This is a genomic window from Tessaracoccus massiliensis (genome assembly GCF_000826065.2).
Taxonomy (GTDB): Bacteria; Actinomycetota; Actinomycetes; order Propionibacteriales; family Propionibacteriaceae; genus Arachnia; species Arachnia massiliensis_A.
In genome coordinates, this window is the sequence record NZ_LN623538.1 from 173,189 (window position 1) to 190,878 (window position 17,690).

Annotated in this window: 17 protein-coding genes and 1 tRNA gene; 7 read left to right on the top strand and 11 right to left on the bottom strand. The window is 69.5% G+C overall.

The window, feature by feature from the left end; all coding sequences use genetic code 11:
• Nucleotide 1 precedes the first annotated feature (1 nt).
• From BN1186_RS01655 to BN1186_RS01675, 5 genes are read right to left on the bottom strand one after another with little or no spacing between them, the layout of a single operon-like run.
• On the bottom strand, nt 2-1,471 hold the full coding sequence (locus tag BN1186_RS01655) for a prenyltransferase/squalene oxidase repeat-containing protein (protein ID WP_040281896.1): 1,470 nt from the start codon (nt 1,469-1,471) through the stop codon (nt 2-4).
• A gap of 13 nt (nt 1,472-1,484) precedes the next feature.
• Nucleotides 1,485-2,342 carry an ECF transporter S component gene (locus BN1186_RS01660; protein ID WP_052459647.1) on the bottom strand — a complete coding sequence of 286 codons (858 nt, stop codon included), beginning with the start codon at nt 2,340-2,342 and terminating at the stop codon, nt 1,485-1,487.
• Nucleotides 2,329-3,891 carry an ABC transporter ATP-binding protein gene (locus BN1186_RS01665; protein ID WP_040281897.1) on the bottom strand — a complete coding sequence of 521 codons (1,563 nt, stop codon included), beginning with the start codon at nt 3,889-3,891 and terminating at the stop codon, nt 2,329-2,331. Before BN1186_RS01665 ends, BN1186_RS01660 begins: the two co-directional genes overlap by 14 nt.
• Nucleotides 3,888-5,717: an energy-coupling factor transporter transmembrane component T gene (locus BN1186_RS15890; RefSeq protein ID WP_246043203.1), complete on the bottom strand. Its 1,830-nt coding sequence runs from the start codon at nt 5,715-5,717 to the stop codon at nt 3,888-3,890. Before BN1186_RS15890 ends, BN1186_RS01665 begins: the two co-directional genes overlap by 4 nt.
• Nucleotides 5,718-5,722: 5 nt before the next feature.
• The gene (locus tag BN1186_RS01675; protein WP_040281898.1) at nt 5,723-6,367 is read right to left on the bottom strand and encodes a hypothetical protein; all 645 of its coding nucleotides are present in this window, start codon (nt 6,365-6,367) and stop codon (nt 5,723-5,725) included.
• A 221-nt stretch (nt 6,368-6,588) separates the two neighbouring features.
• On the opposite strand from BN1186_RS01675, the gene BN1186_RS01680 reads away from it, so the two are divergent.
• Entirely contained in the window at nt 6,589-7,254 is a 666-nt protein-coding gene (locus BN1186_RS01680; RefSeq protein WP_040281900.1) for an HAD family hydrolase, read from the top strand.
• On the opposite strand, the gene BN1186_RS01685 is transcribed toward BN1186_RS01680, so the two are convergent.
• Both BN1186_RS01685 and BN1186_RS01690 read right to left on the bottom strand, forming a co-directional pair.
• Entirely contained in the window at nt 7,238-10,615 is a 3,378-nt protein-coding gene (locus tag BN1186_RS01685; RefSeq protein ID WP_040281901.1) for a PPi-type phosphoenolpyruvate carboxykinase family protein, read from the bottom strand. The two genes, BN1186_RS01680 and BN1186_RS01685, sit on opposite strands and share 17 nt — an antisense overlap.
• Nucleotides 10,616-10,728: 113 nt before the next feature.
• The gene (locus BN1186_RS01690) at nt 10,729-11,106 is read right to left on the bottom strand and encodes a hypothetical protein (RefSeq protein ID WP_040281903.1); all 378 of its coding nucleotides are present in this window, start codon (nt 11,104-11,106) and stop codon (nt 10,729-10,731) included.
• Between the two features lie 146 nt (nt 11,107-11,252).
• On the opposite strand from BN1186_RS01690, the gene BN1186_RS01695 reads away from it, so the two are divergent.
• Nucleotides 11,253-11,672, top strand: coding sequence for a hypothetical protein (locus tag BN1186_RS01695; protein WP_040281905.1), 420 nt, complete (start codon nt 11,253-11,255; stop codon nt 11,670-11,672).
• Between the two features lies 1 nt (nt 11,673).
• Here the strand turns inward: BN1186_RS01695 and BN1186_RS01700 are convergent, their stop codons facing one another.
• Nucleotides 11,674-12,006: an arsenate-mycothiol transferase ArsC gene (locus tag BN1186_RS01700; protein WP_218975375.1), complete on the bottom strand. Its 333-nt coding sequence runs from the start codon at nt 12,004-12,006 to the stop codon at nt 11,674-11,676.
• 227 nt (nt 12,007-12,233) lie between these two features.
• Between BN1186_RS01700 and BN1186_RS01705 the strand changes: the two genes are divergently transcribed.
• The gene (locus BN1186_RS01705; protein ID WP_052459648.1) at nt 12,234-13,166 is read left to right on the top strand and encodes a serine/threonine-protein kinase; all 933 of its coding nucleotides are present in this window, start codon (nt 12,234-12,236) and stop codon (nt 13,164-13,166) included.
• A 145-nt stretch (nt 13,167-13,311) separates the two neighbouring features.
• Here BN1186_RS01705 and BN1186_RS01710 read toward each other — a convergent pair.
• Nucleotides 13,312-13,396: transfer RNA gene (locus BN1186_RS01710), tRNA-Leu, on the bottom strand.
• 133 nt (nt 13,397-13,529) lie between these two features.
• Here BN1186_RS01710 and BN1186_RS01715 point away from each other — a divergent pair.
• On the top strand, nt 13,530-13,904 hold the full coding sequence (locus tag BN1186_RS01715) for a DUF3224 domain-containing protein (RefSeq protein WP_040281907.1): 375 nt from the start codon (nt 13,530-13,532) through the stop codon (nt 13,902-13,904).
• On the opposite strand, the gene BN1186_RS01720 is transcribed toward BN1186_RS01715, so the two are convergent.
• Both BN1186_RS01720 and BN1186_RS01725 read right to left on the bottom strand, forming a co-directional pair.
• Nucleotides 13,901-14,869 carry an aldo/keto reductase gene (locus tag BN1186_RS01720; protein ID WP_040281909.1) on the bottom strand — a complete coding sequence of 323 codons (969 nt, stop codon included), beginning with the start codon at nt 14,867-14,869 and terminating at the stop codon, nt 13,901-13,903. The genes BN1186_RS01715 and BN1186_RS01720 overlap by 4 nt on opposite strands.
• 13 nt (nt 14,870-14,882) lie before the next feature.
• Nucleotides 14,883-15,710: an undecaprenyl-diphosphate phosphatase gene (locus BN1186_RS01725; RefSeq protein ID WP_040281911.1), complete on the bottom strand. Its 828-nt coding sequence runs from the start codon at nt 15,708-15,710 to the stop codon at nt 14,883-14,885.
• A gap of 60 nt (nt 15,711-15,770) precedes the next feature.
• Here BN1186_RS01725 and BN1186_RS01730 point away from each other — a divergent pair, with 60 nt between their 5' ends.
• From BN1186_RS01730 to BN1186_RS01740, 3 genes are read left to right on the top strand one after another with little or no spacing between them, the layout of a single operon-like run.
• Nucleotides 15,771-16,436, top strand: coding sequence for an MSMEG_4193 family putative phosphomutase (locus tag BN1186_RS01730; protein WP_040281913.1), 666 nt, complete (start codon nt 15,771-15,773; stop codon nt 16,434-16,436).
• Nucleotides 16,433-16,951: a DUF3090 domain-containing protein gene (locus BN1186_RS01735; protein WP_040281914.1), complete on the top strand. Its 519-nt coding sequence runs from the start codon at nt 16,433-16,435 to the stop codon at nt 16,949-16,951. The genes BN1186_RS01730 and BN1186_RS01735 overlap by 4 nt, the downstream gene beginning before the upstream one ends.
• The gene (locus tag BN1186_RS01740) at nt 16,948-17,685 is read left to right on the top strand and encodes an SCO1664 family protein (RefSeq protein ID WP_040281916.1); all 738 of its coding nucleotides are present in this window, start codon (nt 16,948-16,950) and stop codon (nt 17,683-17,685) included. The genes BN1186_RS01735 and BN1186_RS01740 overlap by 4 nt, the downstream gene beginning before the upstream one ends.
• Nucleotides 17,686-17,690: the final 5 nt, after the last annotated feature.

Here is a 17,690-nt window from a genome sequence, read left to right on the forward strand (position 1 = left end):
GTCAGCGCAGCTCGGGGCTGCCGAACATCACGATGTTGTTGAAGACCCACTCGTTCTTCTGGCTGAACGTGTAACCGCCGGCGGGCTTCGGGGCAGCCGCGTACACCGTGGTCATGGTGTAGCTGCGGCACGCCCCACGACCGGTCTGGGCAGTGTGGCACTCGGTGCGCCACTGCCGCCCGCCGGAGGTGAAGCCGGCCATGTTGTCCATGGCGAGGGGGTTGCCCTTCCAGGCGGCCTCGGTCATGTAGGGGAGATAGGTGAGGTTGTTGAACGCCCAGCCGTCGGAGCGGACGAACTGGCCGCCCTCCACCTTCACCACGGTGGCCATGATCTCGGTGCGGCAGCGCTCCGTACGGGAGTACGGCTCGCAGGAGGTCTTCCACTGGCGGCCGTTGATCGTGTGGGTGCCCGGCAGCGTGTAGGGGGCCTGGCGCTGGAACTTCGGCACGAGCCGGTAGAAGTCGATTGGTGCCAGGGCGAAGGCCCCCTGGGAGGTGGAGCGGATCCAACGCCCGCGGCTGAGCTTCGACACCGTGCCGCCCTTGGCGCTCTGCAACGTGGCGCTGTCGTAGGCGATAGCGCCGGCGTCGGGGCCGCTGGTCAGCTGCAACCCGCGGACCCAGGCGCCGGTGCGGGCGACGACGGCCGGCTCCAGGTCCGCCAGGGCGGCGGCCACGAGGCCGGTGGTGTTGGTGTTCTCTGTGGGCGTGGAGTTCATCGCGCCCACGAAGGAGCCGTTGGCGCGCTGCTGGGCCTTCAACCAGGAGACAGCCTTCGCCCGGGGCGCTGCCGCCGCCTTCACACCCTTGGCCTCTGCTGCGCGCAGCGCCATCACGAGCATCGCGGTGCCGTCGGGGTCAGGGGACTTCCTGCCACCGTCGCAGTGGGTGGCGGCATCCGTGCCGAAGTACATCGGGAAGGCGCCGTTGGCGCACTGCTGCGCAGCGAGGAAGCTCACCGAGTTCGATGGCAGGCTGCCGGTGCGGGCCAGCCCGATCATCGCGAAGGCCTGGCCGAAGGCGTTGGCGCCGGCCGCATGCCCGTTGGCGCCCATGGCCTGGCGGGTGAGCGCGGCGGGGTTGAGGCCGCCGTAGCTCGTGGTGGACTTACCGGTGGCCGCGAGCGTGACCAGAGTCTTGGCGACCATGCCGCTGTCGCCCGAATGCTTCCGGAACTCCGGGGCGGCAGCCTTGAGCCACGCGTCGACGGTGGCCGGCGGGAGCCCCGCCGCGGTGCCACCCAGTGCGGCGTCGAGGGTGAGGCCGTAATCGGGTACGTCCTTGCCGGTGTCGGGGTCCTGCACGGAGGAGAACATGCCGGCGGTGCTCGTCTGCTCGGCCACCCACTGCATGGCAGTGGTGGCCTGCGCGCGGTCGGCTGTGGTGTCTGCGGAGGCGAGGGAGCCGCCGCTGAACAGGAGAGCCCCGGCGAGGGGGAGCGTCAGCAATCGGGTGAGGGTGGTGCGCATGGTGGGTTCCCTTTCAGGAGGTGGTGGCGGTGGCGGTGGGGGCGATCCTGGCCATGCCGGCTGCGCGGCGCAGCACGGTCAGGACGGGGCGCCCCACGATGAGCAGGGCGAGCGAGGTGGTGATGGCGCGGCCGGTGTCCCAGCTGGCGGTGGACGTCAGCAGGGTGAACCAGCCGAAGCGGGTCAGGTTGTCGAGGAGCGGGGCGCCTGGCACGTAGTCGAGGCTACCGCCGGACCCGTCGAGATCGATGCCGGTGATGAAGGGCCAGAACCACATGTTCATCAGCGCGCCGAACAGGTAGGCCGACACGATGCCCAACCCGATCAGCATCGCGATCTCCGCCTTTCCCCGGACACGGCGGGGCAGTAGGCCCGCGGCGAGCCCCACCCAGCCGGCACAGAGCATCTGGAACGGCAACCACGGGCCCACCCCCGCCGTCAGCAGGCCGGAGGCGAACATGGAGGTGAACCCGAGCAGGTATCCGAAGCCGGGCCCGAAGGCGCGGCCCGCGAGGATGAGGAGGAAGAACACCGTTTCGATGCCCGCGGTGCCTGCGCCCAGCGCCGGGCGCAACGCTGCGTTGATCGCTGAGAGCACGCCGAGCACCGCAAGTGAGCGGGAGTCCAGGCCGCCCTCGGAGACCTGCGCGATCACCAGCAGCAGGATGACCGGGAGCAGAGCGGCGAAGACGAACGGCGCATCGTCGGCATGCTGCGGCGCCACACCGACGGCTGGGATGAGCAGTGGCCAGGCGATCGCGAAGATACCCAACAGCGTCGAGGAGGCGATGACCAGCCAGGTCCGCCAGCCCAACGACACCCCGACGACGGGCGCCGGGACCTCAAGGGTGGGGTTGTCAGCGGGCCGCATCGACGAACTCCTCGACGGTGAGTACCGGCGTGGGGTTGGCGACCTTGGCCACCTGGGTGGCCAGCAGCGCCGAACCCGCGAGGATCTCCCGGGCGGGGCCGTCTGAGACGACCTCACCCTCGGCCATCACGACGACGCGTTCGCAGGTCTGGGCCACCATCTCCACGTCGTGGGTGGCGATCAGGACCGCGCGCCCCTCGGCCGCCACGCCCGTCACGATCTCGGTGAGCGCCTGCTTCGCGGCGTAGTCGAGGCCGCGGGTGGGCTCATCGAGGAGCACCACGTGCGGGTTGCCGGCCAACTCCACGGCGAGGACCACCGACAGCTTCTGTCCCTCCGAGAGGTCCCGCGGATGGGCCTCAGGCTCGATGCCAGGCACCAGCCGCCGCAGCAGGGACAGCGTGGTCCCGTCGGGGAGGCCGGACTCCTGGTCGCTCTGCGCGCATTCCGCAGCCACCGTGGTCAGGTAGAGCAGGTCTGAGGGCGTCTGGGGGACCAGCGAGATGCGGGCGCCGTCGGCGAGCGTCACCGTGCCGCCGTCGCGCTGGCCAGCCCCGTGCAGCGCCCACATCAGGCTGGACTTGCCGCAGCCGTTGCGGCCCATCAAAGCGGTCACCTCGCCGGCATGCAGACGCAGATCCACCCCTGCCACGGCCACCTTCGGGCCGTAGCGCACCACGATGCCGCGGGCCGACAACTTCTCCTCATCGCGGGTAGTCGGGGCAGGCAGGGCCGGTGGGTGCCCGGCCCAGTCGCGGCGCTGCGGCGCGGCGTGCCGGCGGCCCTCACGGATGGTCAGCGGCAGCGGGGACCACCCCATGCGGGCACCGAGCTCCACCAGGGGAGGCTTGATGGGGGAGGCCTCGAGCACCTGCCTGGTTTCGCCGTGCTGCACATTCTGGCCCACCAGCAGCACGGAATCCGCGAACTCGATGACCCGCTCCATCCGGTGCTCCGCGATGACGACGGTGGTGCCGAGGTCGCGCACCAGCCGGCTGATGATCGCGAGCACCTCCTCGGCCGCGACAGGGTCGAGCGCTGAGGTGGGTTCGTCGAGCACCAGCACCTTGGGCGAACTGGCCAGCACGCTGCCGATGGCCACGCGCTGCTGCTGCCCGCCGGAGAGGTGGCGCAGATTCCTGGCCCGTAGCTCGGCGATGCCCAGCAGGTCGAGGGTCTCCTCCACCCGCCGTCGCATCTCGGCGGGCGCGAAGCCGAGCTGCTCCATGGAGTAGGCGAGTTCCTCCTCGACGGTGTCCGTGACGAAGCCGGCCAACGGATCCTGACCGACGTAGCCGACGGTGGTGGCCAGCTCGCGTGGCAGCAGCTCGGTGGTGTCGCGGCCGTCAATGAAGACGCGCCCGGTGCGGATGCCGCCCGTGAACCGGGGCGCCAGGTTGTTGATGCAGCCCAGCAGGGTGGACTTGCCGCTGCCGGTGGGGCCCACCACAAGGCACATCTCACCCTCTTCCACCTCGAAACTCACGTGGGCCAGGCGCAGGGTCTCGCTGCTGGCGTACCGGAAGGTGACGTCCTCGAACCGGATCATGCGGTCCTCCTCTGGCCTGGCGGGGGTGGGGTGATGAAGGCGGGCAGGGCAGCGACGCCGAGCACCAGCAGCAGGGGGCCGGTCAGTACCGGCCAGGTGAACGGGTTGATGCTGGGGAACAGTGTGGTGGCGTCCCCGTAGCGGGCGATGAGGGTCACCAGCAGCGCGGCGCCCACACCGCACGCCACGACGAGGGTTTCGGCCGTCCCCCAGCGGATGGGGCGGTACTGGGTGCGCCGCACCGTCCGTCCCGAGGCCTTGAGCGCCCCGGCAGCGGCCGCGAGGCCCGCCAGCAGCAGCCCGGTGGTGAGCAGGGGGAGACCCAGTACGAAGGTGTCCGGCGCGGAGGCCAGGTACCGGTACGCCCACAGCGCGATGAGGGACATGGCGAGCAGGCCGAGCGTGAGGCCGGCCATCCGGTCGCGGCGGCTGCCTTCGCCGGAGCGACCGTAGCCGCGCACGTCCATGGAGGCCGCGAGCGCCAGCGAACGCTCCAGCGCGTCGGACAGCACGGGAACGACGATGGTCTCGACCACCCGCAGCCGCTGACGCCGCCCGCCGGTGGTGGACGCGCGGCGCAGCCGGCGGGCGCGGAGCACCCGCTGGATGGAATCGCCCAACTGGGGGAGGGCCGAGATGGCCACCACCATGATGGTGCCCAGTTCGTACAGCGCGCCCGGCAGGCTGGCGAGCAGCTTCTTGGGGTTGGCCAGCGCGTTGGCGGCGCCGATGCACACGATGATGGCGGCCAGCCTCAGCCCGTCGTAGAGGCCGGTCATCAGTGCCTCCAGGGAGACCGGCCCCAGCAGGCGGATGCCCCGTACCCAGGAGGGGAGGGGGATCTCCGGAAGCGTGAACAGGATCGTCGGGCCGTCGCCGCCGCCGAAGAGGATCCGGAACGCGACCCGCAGCACGACGATGAAGGCGCCCAGGATGAGGTACAGCTTGAACGCTCGTGCCCAGGTGGAGTCGCCGCGTCGCGCCAGGGCCACCAGGCTGGCCACGGCGATCAGGCCGGCGATGAGGAGCGGGTTTGAGGCTGACGATGCGGCCACCGCGAGTGCGAGGGCCCAGCCCCACCAGGCGAAAGGGTGCAGTTGGCGGGGGAGGAGGTAGCGCCGGATCACTGGTCTCGGCGGCGCCACCATACGATGCCACCGCCCAGGCTGATGGCTGCCACGGCTCCGACGCCCACCAACGTGCCGATCGGGGCCCCGCCGTCCTGGGTGGCGGGTACGGGGGGTGCCGGGGTCGAAGTGGTGATCGGCTGCAGGGTTGGAGTCCGGCTCAGGGTGGGCCACCTCGTGTGCCGGAGTCAGTCCCGGGGGCGGGTTGGACGTCCTGTTGCGGTTCAGCGAGAAGGAGAAGCCCTCGTAGCCGCCGGGCACAACCTCGCGGTTGCCGGCGCCCCAGTTGGAGAAGGTCCACGAGCCGCCGTTGGTGGCGTGCCAGTATCCCCAGAACGCTTCTTCTGGCGGCGTGCTGGTGCAGGCCTCGCGGTAGGTGGGGTCTGCAGTCAGCGGGAGCGCCTCGTTGGGCCCGGGGCGCCCATTGATCCGGCACACGAAGCCCGGGCCGTCATCGATCGTGCCGTCGGAGGTCATTCCTGCCAGCCTCAGCAGCCGCAACGCGCTGGTGCCCGGCTCGACGTCCTCGACGCACTTGACGACGCGCCCGCCGCCCAACTCCTGGTAATCGACCACCAACGTGACGCCGGTCGCGGTGGAGCACTGCCCGTCGGTCACCGACGCGTGGGCGGCAGACGGCGACGCCAACGCGCCGGCGAGGGCCAGCAGCGCGACGGCAGGGAGGGCGGCGAGGCGCATGGGGGTCAGTTGCCCGTCTTCGGCAGGCCGGGGCGCGCCGGCGCGCTGATGGGAGAGGGAGCCGGCTCGGCGGGTGCTTCGGTGGTGGGGACAGGCGTGGGTGTCACCACCGGTGCCTCCGTGGTCGGTGCGACGGTGGGCTCGGGCGTGCTGGTGGGTTCGGGCGTGGCATCAGGGTCCACCAGCGTCACGTCGGCGACCGGGTTGACGGTGGGCGGCACAGCGTCGACCGTGTAGTCGGGCTGCAACTGAAGGGCGACCACGGCCGAGGCGGCCAGTTCAAGCTCTCCGACACCGACTTCGGAGAAGGCCCAGGCAGCCGGATAGGTGCCGCCCTCGGTGGGGGAGAGAGAGTAGACGGACCACCATTCGTTGCCCTCCGCGAGCCTGCCGTCGACCGTCTGGATCCAGCCGGAATCCGTCGTCAGGCCGGTGCTGGTGAGCGCCTCCTGCGCGGTGGCGAACTCGGTGGCGCAGGCGCCGGTGACGGTCTCGTCGTATTGGACGTGGACCCAGACGTTGCCGGCCTGCACGCACTCCTCTGCGGTGGAGGGAGCGGCAGCGGCGTGGAGAGCGGGGACGGCCAACCCTGCCACGAGGGTGGCGGCGGCCGGGACGGCGAGGCGGGTGAGGGTGGTGCGACGGAGCATCTGTGGGGCCCATTCTGTGTCAGGCCGTCGCGCCTGTGGGCGGTTCCCGCTGGTCGCGACGGAGGATAACCATGCATCGGGCGGTGGTCCGACTCCCCACCGCAGCGGGATCACGGTTGCGCGACAGTTCCGGGATCTCACCGGATTCAGCCGACCGACGAGGCCATCGTACCCAACAACTAGGCTGGCGCCGAACGCCAACACCCGTTAAGGAGACAGACATGGGCCCCGAAGCCATCGTGTTCGACATGGACGGCACCCTCACCGACACCGAGGAGACCTGGGACGTGGTGCGCCGCGGCCTGGCCGCGGAGGCGGGGCTGCCCTGGCCGGACGGATCCACCCAGGCGATGATGGGCATGTCCACGCAGGAGTGGAGCGATCACCTGGTCAGCGTGGTGGGCCTCCCGATGACGCCGGAGGAGGCCGCCCGCCGCACGATCGAGGGGATGGCCGCCGCCTACCGGGGCGGCGTCACGCTGCTCCCTGGCGCCGTCGACGCGGTGCGCAGGATGGCGGAGCGCTACCCCGTGGCCATCGCCAGCTCCTCTCCACGCCTCCTGATCGAGACGGGCATCGAGGTGATGGGCCTGGCCGATGTCATCCGGGCGAGCGTGTCCACGGAGGAATGCGAGCGCGGCAAGCCCGCGCCCGACGGCTACCTGAAGGCCTGCGAGCTGCTCGGCGTCGATCCCGGCCGCTCTGTCGCGGTGGAGGACGCCACCAACGGCATCAGGTCCGCTCTTGCCGCCGGCATGGCCGTGGTGGCGGTGCCGCCCCACTTCCACCCGCCGTCCGCAGACCTGCTGGCCCGCACCACGGTGCTGGAAACCCTCGACGAGCTCACGCATGAGCTCGTCGAGGGACTGGTCACAGCCTCCAGTTGACCTGGCGGCCGAGGGTGCCGCGGAGCGCCTCCGCGGCCTCCTCGCCGGAGTTCTTCTTCAGCTTGGCCTGCATCGCGACGATCTTCTCCTCGATGCCCAGGCGCCTGGCGGCGTTGGCGTTGATCTCCTCGCCGATGAACCGCTGCATCGCCCCGGTCGACATCTCGGCGAGCTTCGCGTCGGCCGCGGTCTTGGAGCGCAGCCGCTCGGCGTACCACTCGGAGGCCAGCACGTTGTCACGCTCGAACATGGCCCGGAACTCGGGATCGTGCAGGGTGAGGCCCTCCTCCGAGGTACCCGTGGCCATGATCTCCAGCAGCGCCTTGATGGGGGGCACGGCCAGCACGATGGTGCCGTCGTCGATGTAGGACTGTGCGACCCGCTGATGCGTCTTGACGATCGTGCGCACGGATTCGGCGTACGTGTCGGTGTCCTGCAGCTCAGGCTTGAGCATGGGCTCTGAGAACACCACATGGGGGTGCAGGAAGATGCGGCCGAAGTACTTCGACTGGAACTTCGACGTCATCCGGTAGCCCAAGCGGGAGGCCGCCAGCAGCTCACCGTCGTGCTCGAAGTCCTCCACCTTCTCGAGAGCGCCCTCCTCGATGAGGTTCTTCGCGTCGCGCTCCTCGGGGCTCATCCGGCTGAACACCTCCGGCACCAGCAGCGAGATGTCGTGGTCGACCCGCACGTTGGGGCCGATCACCCCGGCGCTGGAGAGCCAGCCGTCGTAGCCCGTCAGCGCGAACGACAGGAACGCGGCGTTGAGGTCGATGGCGGAGGGCAGCGCGTTGAACGGGCCCTTCGTCATGGCGCCCTCAGAGCCCGCGCCCGTCGTCGACGGGGACTTGCCGGTCATCGAGGAGATGAACTCCATGAAGAGCTCAGGCAACTCCATGTAGTGCAGCGGGGCGTAGGAGCACAGGGGCGGCACACCCTCTTCCGCGGCGTTGTTGCGCCGGCCGGCCGCCACGATGTCGACGGGGAGGCGCAGCTCCGCGTCCATCGGGAGGCGGCGGTGCAGGCGGGAGACCATCTCGGCCATCGCGGTTGCCTGTGGGTTGGCCACATCCGGGCGCACCTGCAGGTAGCGCGGGTTCTTCGACCGTGCGCCGTTGATGATGCGCGGGTGGGCCGAGGAGACGAAGTACGTGGCCTTCCCATCGCCCTTGGCGACCCGGCGGATCAGCTTCTGCATGGGCTTGGTGAACTTCGAGAACTCCATGGCGTTGCCCACGATCTCCTGGGCGTCCTCGCGCGTGAGGGGCTCGAAGTTGCTGATGAAGGCGCCCTTGGCGATGTCCGCCTCGGTCTGCTTGTCGTAGCCGCGGTGGATCGCGTCGTCGGGGCGCTGGAACAGCAGTTGCTCGCAGTTGATCACGAACTTGCGCGAGAGATCGTCCTCGCGCCCGGCCGCCTCTGCCGGCACGACGATGGACGCGGTGATGTCGTCTTCGGTCTGCACCTTCGAGGAGGGGTGGAAGTCGTGGCGCAGGCCGAAGAGCCGCCATGCTCCGTCGGGGGCGAAGCCCACCCGCAGCATGTTGACGGTGATCTTGTCGCCGTCGAGGCGCAGGGCGTGCCCGGCGCGGCCGTTGATGCGGCCCACGGAGAAGTGCGACGGCCAGTCGTCGCCCCACTCGGGGCGGTAGAAGCGCTTGACGACGAAGACGAGTTCCTTGATGTGGTTGGGGATCTCTGCGATCCACTCGTTGTACTCGTCGGTGAACTCGCTGCTGGGGGTCAGCAGCTTGATGACCGAACCCACAGAGCGCTCGTCCGAGAGCAACGGGCGGTGATCGTCGGCCGCCGGGTCGGCGAAGCGGGTGGAGAAGTCGCGGTCGACGATCTCGGCCACCGCGGCCATGTCCTCGACGAAGTCCGCCACGTAGGCGTTGCCGAAGACGAACGCGTCGGTGATGGACTTGGAGATCTCGGACTTGCCGCCGCCCGAGACGGTGGCCGGCTTGTGGCAGTTGGTGCCGACGGGGGAGGTGCCCAGCAGCGTCCACTGCGCGCCGTCGGCCGCGATGTGGCCCAGCTCGACGAGGTAGCCGTCCGGCCCGACGTACTTCATGCCGTCACGCAACGGGATCGTGCGGGTCTCCCCGTCGATGTTCCAGCTCACCGTCGAGTCACGCAGCGAGTAGCTGGCGCGTTCCGGCACCAGCACGACATGCGGCTGCTCGACGTCGAGGGCGTGTCCCTCCGGCTGCGGCTGGAAGCGCTCAGGGTCGCGGGCGATGACGTCGGCGATCGTGTAGGACTCGTCGGCGTAGGTGTCGGTGAAGGTCTGCCCCAGGTTGTAGCGGGGGAAGGCGATGGCGCCGCCGGCGTGCTCCTCCTCCACGAGGCCGAGGAGGTTCGCGGCGTAGCTGATCTGGGCCTTGACCTCCTTCTTGCAGTAGCCGAAGTAGTTGTCCGCGATGACGGTGACGATCACGCCGCGCTCGTCGCGGGCGCAGGCCTTGAACGCCGAGCCGCCGTTGTAGAGCTCGTCCTCATCGGTCCAGCACATGCCGTCGCGGCGCTGGCGCTCGGTGGCGTCCTCGTAGTGGGGGAGACCCAGGTCCTTCTTTTTCAGCTTCGTCAGGTGCGGGGCGAGGATCACCGCGCCCGTGTGACCCGTCCAGGTCTCCGGGTTGAGGCTGGGGTCGTTGTCCGGCAGGTAGGGGTCGCCTGCATTGCCGAAGATGCCCTCCACGAAATCGAGGTTGGCCATCAGCGTGGCTGGCGCGAAGAAGCGCGTCTCCATGGTCTTCTGCTGGATGTAACCCGGTACCGGGGGCACCACGATGGGGCGCATCAGCAGCGAGACCCAGCACTTGGGCTGCTCCTCCTGCTCGGAGGTGTAAGGCAGGACCATGGATTCGGCCGGCGGGTCGAAGGCGGCCTCGAGCAGCTTGCCGAACGTGGCGCGGGGCACGGCGATCTTGTCATCCTGGATGGGCAGCCCGCCCTCGGCGATGTGGAACACACCCTTGGTGGTGCGGCGGTCGTTGGCGGGGTTGTGCAGGATGCCGTTGTCGAGCCGGTAGCTGGTCAGTTGCGCCGAGGCGAAGGTGTCGCCGTCGACGGGCAGGCTCATCTCACGGGCGAGACCCGGCTGGTCGAGCACGAGGGTCTGCCGGGGGAGCCGGGGCTCGGCCTCCACACCTTCGAGATAGGCATCGAGGAAGTTCTGGATACGGGTGTCGACGGCGGGGAGCCGGTGCGCGAGGCGCCGGTTGAACTCCCTCTGCCGGGCCAACACGGGCCGGACCAGGTTCAGGGCCTCCTGGGTGGCCTTGCCCTCAACGAGGGGAAGGCCCAGCAGGCCGAGGCGGAGGTTGATTGCAGCGGTGTCCGCGAAAGTCGCCATGGACTCCACTCTAGGGAGGTGCAGGGCCTGTAACGCAAGGAGGGTCGGGTGAACGCTCACTGAACCTGCGTCGGTTGGGCCCGCGACCTGTCGGGGAGAAGCAGGTGTCCGGGTCAGTTCGCCGCCTTGTGAACGGCCTCGATCCCGTCGGTCACGCGCTGGTTGAGCTCGGACAGGTGTGCGAAGTCCTTCGGCGGTTCGCCGCGGTAGAGGGGCCGGACAGTGGTGAGCTCCTCGTACAGGTCGTCCTTGGTGAACGTGGTTCTGCGCGTGAGCATGCGCAGCCCGCCGCGGGCGTTGCGCAGGTCGCGCAGCCTGCCCCGCCAGCCGGGATTGGACAGCGGTGCGTCCTCAGTGTCCATCGCGTCGGCGAGTTCGCCCAGCGCCACCACCAGGTGGTCGATGTGGGGGCGAACCTTGTCGCAGTCGAAGGCCGAGGCCGCCACAGGGGTGTCGTCACTGCGGCCGAAGAGTTTGCCGAGAATGCCCATGGTCTGACTCCTGTGTCCGAGGCTGGATGCTCAGCCAAGGATAGCGAACGGTGCGCAAAGTGAACGACGCGGTGGCGCGCTTTGTGTGCGCGCTTCGTGCGCGACCGACAATGCCGGGACCATGTCCCCACCTCAAGACGGGCGCTGTGTCGGCCAGCTTCGCGATGCTGGTCACCGGCTTCGCGGCCACTGGTGCGCCTCAGTCTGCAGCCCAACCAATCGTCGACGTCGCTGATCCGGCCCGCCCCGGGGACGCGGCAGTCGCCTACCCCGGCGCGTTCCCCGGCGAAGCCACGAGGACCGCCGTGGCCAACAACTTCGCCCTGCGTCAACTCTTCGCGCTGCGCCTGGCCAATGGAACGGTGATCACGCCGGCGAACTCGACGGCAGGGGCCACCACCGCGGTGGACATCCCCGCCGAGCCTGAGTCGATCCGCCTGGCGGACCGCCACGCCGGTAAGGGCGTCCGCACGGTCTACACCTACTCGGAAGGCTCGCGCTCAGTGGGTGTTCACCAACATCGTGATGTTCGGAGGCCCCGAGAAGAGGTAGTTGCTGGTCCCTGAGTTACCGGACCTCGGCGAGTAGTTCCCTGACCCGCTGGGCGATGTCGTCACGCACCAGCCGCATGCGCTCCGCGCCCTGGACGCCGCGCAGGCTGGGCTCGTCGGTGTCCCAGACGCGGATCTCCGCGCTGACGTCATCGGCGGGGTCCACCTGCGCCTCGGTGCCGACGAGGATCACGTGGGTGGCGGCGCGCAGCATCTCGTCGGTGAGTTGCTTCGGGTATTCGCCCTCCATGGAGGCGCCCACCTCGTCGAGCGCTGCGGCGGATTCCATGTTGAGGCCGGAGCCGGGGTGGGTGCCGGCGGAGGTGACCCGGACGGCGTCGCCGCCCATCTGCGGGCCAGGGCAGCGGCCATCTGGGACTTGCCGCCGTTCTTCACGCAGACGAAGAGGAGGTGGGGGAGGGGCTCGGTCATGGGCCTGCCTTTCCGGGCGTCGACGACAGGTTGCATCGGGGCACAGCCTATCGGTGCCCCCTTCCGTCCACGGCCGCGAGCAGTATTCAGCGGGAGCGCGCGTCGCCAACCGTCACGTGGTCATGAAACGCCCCGAAAGGGCGTATGATCAGCGCGTTCGCCCTACTCGTGGGCGTTTCGGAGGTGTCTGTGGAACGTCTACGGCCGGGGCTGTTGCTCGCCGATCGGTATCGACTGATCGGCCATGTCGCATCTGGTGGCATGGGTCAGGTCTGGGATGGGTTCGACGACGTCCTGGAGCGACGCGTCGCGCTCAAGGTGATGCACCCCCATACCCAGGAGGAGTTCGCCCTGGTGGAGCGCTTCCGGGCGGAGGCCAAGTTCGCCGCGCAGATCGTGCACCCCAACATCGTGACGGTGCACGACTTCGTCGAGGACGGCGGCCTGACGTGCCTGGTGATGGAATTCGTCGACGGGCCGACGCTGGCTTCCATTCTGGCGCGTGGTCCGCTGAGCAGCGATGAGACCCGCACGTTCATGTACGAGATGGCCTCGGCGCTGGTGGCCGCCCACGAGGCGCAGATCATCCACCGCGACATCAAGCCCGCCAACGTGCTGCTGCCGGAGAGCGGTGCCAAGCTGACGGACTTCGGGATCGCCCGCTCCGTGGGCAGTTTCTCCCAGACCATGACCGGGCAGGTGATGGGTACCGCCCACTACCTGAGCCCGGAGCAGGCGCTGGGGCAGGAGATCGGCCCCGCCTCCGACATCTATGGTCTGGGCGTCCTGGCCTACGAAATGCTCACCGGCAGCAAACCGTTCGACCGGCCCACCCCGATTGCCACCGCGCTGGCCCACGTCCGCGAGGAGCCGCCCGAGCTGCCCAGCGACACCGCACCGGACCTCGCGGCCCTCGTGCTGGACTGTCTCGTGAAGAACCCCGACGAGAGGCCGACGGCCGCCTTCATCGCGGAACTCCTCGAACCGCACAACGCTGCCGCGCCCGCGCAGGCGGTGGGCCTGGACGAGACCGCGTTCATGGGTCCGCTCCCACGCCGGGCCGCGCTCGATGACTGAGCTGAAACTGACACACGCGAGGGGCGGTTAGCTGAAGGGTTTCGTACCGTAGTCGGTATCAAACCCTTCAGCTAAGCCGCGCGATGGTCAAGAGCTGGCTGAAGTGAAAAGCCCCGCCTGGCGTGAGTCAGGCGGGGCTTGTTTGTGTCCGAGAGAGGACTTGAACCTCCATGCCCTAAACGGGCACTAGCACCTCAAGCTAGCGCGTCTACCAATTCCGCCACCCGGACGAGTGGGCTCTCCCTTTCAGGAGTGCGACAAGGAACTCTAGCAGGTGTCCAGGGGGGTGACGCAAATCGGGGTTAGGCTGGTGTCCACGGCGCCGTGTTCCCGCGGCGCGATGCCTTCCTGAGGAGCGGATTGATGACCGTCAGCGCAACCTTCGAGATCGAGATCACGCCCACAGATGCGGTGCTGCCCGCCACCGGCCGGTTCGACTTTGCAAAGGTCTGGCACGGCGACGCCGAAGGGCTCAGCAAGGGCGTCATGATGTCGGCCGGCGACCCTGCCGGCGGCACCGCGGGCTACGTCGCGATGGAGGTGTTCGACGGCACGCTCGACGGGCGGCAGGGGACCGTCGCGTTCCAGCAGTTCGGCGCGATGTGCGGCGGGGTCCAGGAGTTGCGCTATGCGATCGTCCCCGGCTCAGGGTCGGGCGGACTGCAGGATGTGACGGGCGTGCTCACCCTGGAGATCGACGACGACGGCGTCCACCACGTCGTGTTTGACCTGGGCTAGCCGGAACGCAGCCCGTTGGTGCCGCCGGAGATGTCGTCGAGTGCCGCGACGATGGGTGGCACCAGTTCCTTGTGCTCGGCGTCCATCAACTCGGCCAACTGATCTTTGGCGCGGGGGCCGACGAGCGCCGAGGCGACCTGGGGGGCGTCGCGCGTCCACAACAACGCGACTTGGGCGGCGGTCAGGCCGAGGCCCTGGGCGGCGTGGGCGAGGGCGTCGACGATGGCTGCGGAGCGTGGCTGCAGGTACGGCTCGACGAACCATCCGAAGTGCTCGGAGGCACCGCGGGAATCCCGGGGGACCCGTCCTCCTGCGTACTTGCCGGTCAACACGCCACGGCCCAGGCCGGACCAGGCCAGCACGCCGAGTTCGTGGTGCGCGGCCGCGGGGATGACCTCCACCTCGGCGCGCCGGGCCAGCAGCGAGTACTCCACCTGCACGCTGGACAGCGTGGTGCGCATCCTGTCGGCCTCCTGCCAGGTGGCGGCCGTGGCGGTCTGCCAGCCCACGAAGTTCGACACCCCCACGTAGTGCGCCATGCCGCGGGCGACTGCGGTGTCGAGGGCGGAGAGGGTCTCCTCGATCGGAGCATCGCCCCAGGCGTGCACCTGCCACAGGTCCACATGATCGGTCCCGAGCCGCCGCAGGGACTGCTCGAGGTCGCTCAGGAGCGCGCCGCGGGAGGTGTCGATCACCCGGCGCCCGTCGCGCACGACGAAGCCCGCCTTGGTGGCGATCACCAACGACTCACGCGGCAGGCCGGCGCGCACGGCCTTGCCGATCATCTTCTCGGCGACGCCGGCGCCGTAGGCGGGGGCGGTGTCGACGAGGTTGCCCCCGCCGTCGACGAAATCGTGGAGGAGGGTGCGTGCGGTGGGCCAGTCGACGTCACGACCCCACGCCATGGTGCCCAGCCCGAGCCGGGAGACGTGGAGGCCGGTGGCCCCTAGTGGACGAAGCTGCATAAGGCTTCCCAGCTTAGGACGCGGCCAGCACGCCCGTGAGCAGCAGCGTCGCCACGACGGCGGCGATCGCCAGGCGGTAGATGACGAAGATGCGGAAGTTGTGCGTCGAGATGTAGCGGATCAGCCAGGCGATCACGGCGTAGCCGATGAAGAAGGCCAACACGGTGGCCACGATCGTGGGCCCCCAGGCGGCGGCCGAATCGCTACCGATGTCCTTGAGCTTGTACACGCCGGAGCCGAAGACCGCGGGGATGGCCAGCAGGAAGGAGTACCGGGTGGCTGCGGAGCGGTCGTAGCCCAGGAACAGGCCGCCGGAGATGGTGGCGCCCGAGCGGGAGACGCCGGGGATCAGCGCTGCGGACTGGAAGAGGCCGAAGAGGATGCCGTCGCGCCAGGTGAGCTGCTTCAACTCCTTGGTGTTGCGCTCCCCGTAGCGGTCTGCGATGGCCAGCACGATCGCCACACCTGCCAGCATCGCCACGGTGATCCAGAGGTTGCGCAGCGTGGTGTCGATGGCGTCCTGGAACAGCAGACCCAGTACCACGATGGGGATCGAGCCGATGATCACGAGCCAGCCCATGCGGGCATCGGGGTCTGTGCGCTCGACGGTGCCGCGCAGCGAACCGAACCATTGCGTGAGGATGCGGGCGATGTCCTTGCGGAAGTAGACCAGCACGGCAGTCTCGGTACCCAGTTGCGTCACTGCGGTGAAGGCGGCGCCGGGGTCGCGCCCGTCGAAGAACAACTGGCCGACGATCGAGACGTGGGCGCTGGAGGAGATGGGCAGGAACTCGGTGAGCCCCTGCACGATGCCCAGCACGATCGCTTGCAACCAGTCCATAGACGTGTCCTCCCGTGATAAGCCTCGGCAACTGTACCCCTTCGACCTAAGCTTGGCGCCATGACGAAGGTGGTGTTGATCAGGCATGGCCGCTCGACGGCGAATGCGGCCGGCGTGCTCGCCGGGCGGGCGCCGGGGGTGCGGCTCGACGACATCGGGCGCGCGCAGGCCGAGGCGCTGCGCCAGACGCTGCGCGGCGTCCCGGTGGCGGGTGCGTACACCTCGCCCATCGAACGCTGCGTGGAGACCGCGACGCTCGCAGGTTTCCCCGACGCGGAGGCGCTCGACGGGATCAGCGAATGCGACTACGGCGAGTGGACCGGCGCCAAGCTCGACGACCTGAGCTCGCGCGAGGTGTGGGCCGACGTGCAGGCCAGGCCGTCGGTCGTGGCCTTCCCCGGCGGGGAGTCGATGCAGGCCATGTTCCGCCGCACCACGGAGGCCGTCGCTCAGCTCGCCGCCCGCCACGGCAAGGGAGAGGTGGTCGTCGTGTTCTCCCACGGCGACCCCATCAAGGCGATCCTCGCCCACGCCTTCGGCATGGGGCTCGACGACTTCCAGCGGCTGCACGTGCATCCCGCAGGCCTCAGCGTCGTCGACTACCAGGGGGAGCGGCCGCTGGTGCTGTGCGTCAACAGCGGTGGCGACCTCGCCCAGCTGATCGGTGCGCACACGGCGCCGACCATCGGCGGCGGCGACGTGGCGGGCGTAGGCTCACAGCCATGATGCTCGCCTTCGAGAACCCGGATCGTTGCGTCGTCGGCACCGTCGGCAGGCCCGGCGAGCGGCGGTTCCTCATCCAGGTGGCGCAGGGCAACACCCTGGCAGCGGTGGCGCTCGAGAAGGAGCAGGCGCTCCTGTTGGGCATGCGCGTCGCCGAGGTGTTGGACCAGCTTGCCGAGTTGGGCCACGAGGTGCCGCCGCGCCAGCCGCCCGCAGACATGGGGCCGCTCGATGCACCACTGGAGGTCACGTTCCGGGCCGCCGCCATCGGCCTGGCCTGGGATCACGAACGCAACCGGCTACTCCTGGAGTTGTTCTCCGCGGAGCCCGACGAGGAGGGCGAGAACTCCCTGGTGCAGATCCGACTGACCCCGGTGATGGCGCGCGAGTTCTCCAGCCGCGCGGAGGTGATCGTCGCCTCCGGCCGCCCCGCGTGCCCCGCATGCAGCCAGCCGCTCAACCCCGAGGGGCACATCTGCCCCCGCGCCAACGGCTACCGGGGGCCGCTGTTCAGATGACCGGACCCGCCGGAGAGCTCCAGTTGGTGGGGCGCCTCGTGGATGCCTCCAACGCCACGTTCCTCGCCGCCGATGCTGACGAGGTGCACTGGGTCTACAAGCCGGTGGCGGGGGAGTCCCCGCTGTGGGACTTCCCGTCGGCGACGCTCGGGCGCCGCGAGGTGGCGGCCTACGCGCTGTCCGAGGAGCTCGGCCTCGGCGTCGTCCCGCTCACGGTCTGGGTGGAGGGCCCCCTCGGTGAGGGTTCGGCCCAGCGCTGGGTCGACGGCCGGCCGACGCCGTTGATCGACCTGCTGGATCCGGTGGATGTCGACCAGACCTGGCTGCCCATCCTCACCGGCCGCTCCGGCGATGACCGGCCCGTGGTGCTCGCCCACCGTGACGATCCGCAGCTTCGCTCGCTGGCGCTGTTCGACGCGCTGCTCAACAATTCCGATCGCAAGGCCAGCCACGTCATCGCCGACGGCGAGCGCCTGCTGGGCGTCGACCACGGCGTGAGTCTCCACGTCGACGACAAGCTGCGCACCGTCCTGTGGGGCTGGGCCGGCGCGCCACTGACCGACGACGAACGCCGCGTCCTGACCCATGCCAGCGGCATCCCCGAGGCCCTCGCGCCCGGTCTCGCCGAGGAGGAGTGGGGCGCCCTCATCGCGCGGGCGGAGTCGCTTCTGGCCGAGGGGGTCATGCCGGAGCCATCCGACGGGTGGCCCAGCATTCCGTGGCCTCCGATGTAGGCGGT